This is a genomic window from Streptomyces sp. NRRL F-5126, from assembly GCF_000721265.1.
Lineage (GTDB): Bacteria > Actinomycetota > Actinomycetes > Streptomycetales > Streptomycetaceae > Streptomyces.
In genome coordinates, this window is record NZ_JOFZ01000026.1 from 1 (window position 1) to 2594 (window position 2594).

Annotated in this window: 1 pseudogene; it reads left to right on the plus strand. The window is 68.2% G+C overall.

Annotated features, from left to right (window positions below):
• Positions 1-18: 18 nt before the first annotated feature.
• Positions 19-2594, plus strand: a pseudogene (locus tag IH48_RS37565) (beta-ketoacyl synthase N-terminal-like domain-containing protein); the annotation flags it as partial.

The window sequence follows — 2594 nt, forward strand, 5'->3', positions numbered from 1 at the left end:
GGCTCGCAACGAGCCGGAATGGGCCGCGAACTCCACGCCGCCTCACCCGTCTTCGCCACAGCCTTCGACGAAGCCTGCCACGCCTTCACCCCCCACCTCCCACAACCACTCCGCGACGTGATGTGGGCACAGGAAAACAGTGAGACCGGCGCACTACTGCACCAGACCCAATACACCCAACCCGCCCTCTTCACCCTGCACGTCGCCCTCCACCACCTCGCCCTGGACGCCGGACTGATCCCCGACTACCTCACCGGACACTCCATCGGCGAACTCACCGCCGCCCACCTCGCCGGAGTCCTCTCCCTCACCGACGCCGCCACACTCATCGCCACCCGCGCCCGCCTCATGCAAAACGCCCCCACCGGCGGAACCATGATCGCCCTCGAAGCCAACGAAAACGACATCCGCCCCCTCCTCACCGGACACGAACACCACCTCTCCATCGCCGCCATCAACTCCCCCACATCCCTGGTCATCTCCGGCGACCACGACGCAGCCACCACCATCGCCACCACCTGGGCCAACCAAGGCCACAAAACAAAAACCCTGCACGTCAGCCACGCCTTCCACTCCCCCCACATGGACACAGTCCTCACCCCACTCCACAACCTCGCCACCACCCTCACCCACCACACCCCCCACACCCCCGTCATCTCCAACCTCACCGGCCAAACCGCCACCCCACAACAACTCACCAACCCCCAATACTGGAGCGACCACGTCCGCTCCACCGTCCGCTTCGCCGACACCCTCACCACCCTCACCCACCACCACACCACCACCTACCTCGAACTCGGCCCCGACACCACCCTCACCACCCTCACCACCGACACCCTCACCCACCACAACACCCCCGACACCTACCTAGCCCAAGCAGCCCTCAACCCCCGCCACCCCGAAACACACACCTGGCTCCACACCCTCGCCCACCTCCACACCCACGGCACCACCATCAACTGGAACACCTACACCACACCCACAACCAACCAGCCCGTGGATCTACCCACCTACCCCTTCCAACACCAGCACTACTGGCTCACGACAACACCCGGCAGCGACGCAGCCCGTCTCGTTGCGGGCAGTGCCCAAAGGGTGGTCGACGCGGACGACGACGGCGCGGAGCGCAACGGCCCAAACCCCGCAACCTCGCTGCTGGCTCAGCGATCGGCGGGCCTGTCCGAGAGCCAGCAGCGTCAGTTGGTGCTGGACTTGGTGCGCGCGGAGGTCGCCTTCACTCTGGGCTACCGGAGCCCGGACGACGTGGACACCGACCAGTCGTTCAAGGAGCTGGGCTTCGACTCCACGGTGGCGTTGGAGTTCCGCAACCGCCTCGTCACGGCCACCGGGATCAGCCTGGCGACGTCCGTGGTGTACGACTACCCCACCTCAAGCGCGCTTGCCGACCACCTGACAACGAGGGTGTCGCCCCTGCGAGCGGGGGCGGCGGCCCCGGTGCCCACCTCGTCGGAGAAGCCGGACGAGCCGATCGCCGTCGTCGGCATGTTCTGCCGTTACCCCGGTGACGTCGCCGGAGCCGACGACCTGTGGCGGCTGGTGAGCGGCGAACTGGACGCCATCAGCGAGTTCCCGGCGGACCGTGGGTGGAACCTCGAGGAGCTCTACGACCCCGACCCCGACAGCTCCGCGACCTCCTACGCCAGGCACGGCGGCTTCCTCCACGACGCCCCGCTGTTCGACCCGGCGTTCTTCGGTATCAGTCCGCGCGAGGCGACCTCCATGGACCCTCAGCAGCGACTGCTGCTGGAGACGTCATGGGCGGCGTTCGAGAACGCCCGCATCGAGCCGAACTCCCTGCGCGGGAGCCAGACCGGTGTCTTCATCGGCGCGACCTCCCTGGACTACGGCCCACAGCTGCACGAGGAGACGCCCGGCTACGAGGGTTACCGCCTGACCGGCAGCACAAGCAGTGTGGCGTCCGGTCGGATCGCCTACACCCTCGGCCTTGAAGGCCCCGCGTTGACGGTCGACACCGCGTGCTCCTCGTCCCTGGTGTCCATGCACCCTGGGCCGAGGGTGTCGGGCTGGTGGTGTTGGAGCGGTTGTCCGACGCGCAGCGTAACGGGCACAGGGTGCTGGCCGTGGTGCGTGGCAGTGCCGTCAACCAGGACGGTGCGAGCAACGGGCTCACCGCGCCCAACGGTCCGTCCCAGGAGCGGGTGATCCGGCAGGCCCTCGCCAACGCAGGCCTCGCCCCGGACCAGGTCGACGCGGTCGAAGCGCACGGCACCGGCACCCGCCTCGGCGATCCCATCGAGGCCCAGGCCCTCCTGTCCACCTACGGCCAGGACCGCCCGGCCGAGCAGCCGCTCCACCTCGGCTCCATCAAGTCCAACATCGGCCACACCCAGGCCGCCGCAGGCGCCGCCGGCGTCATCAAAATGATCCTCGCCATGCGGCACGGCACCCTGCCCCGTTCCCTGCACATCGACGAGCCCACCCCACACGTCGACTGGACCAGTGGCGCCGTCAGCCTCCTCACCGAACCCACCCCATGGCCAGTGACGGACCACCCACGCCGAGCCGCCGTCTCCTCCTTCGGCATCAGCGGCACCAACGCCCACCTCATCCTC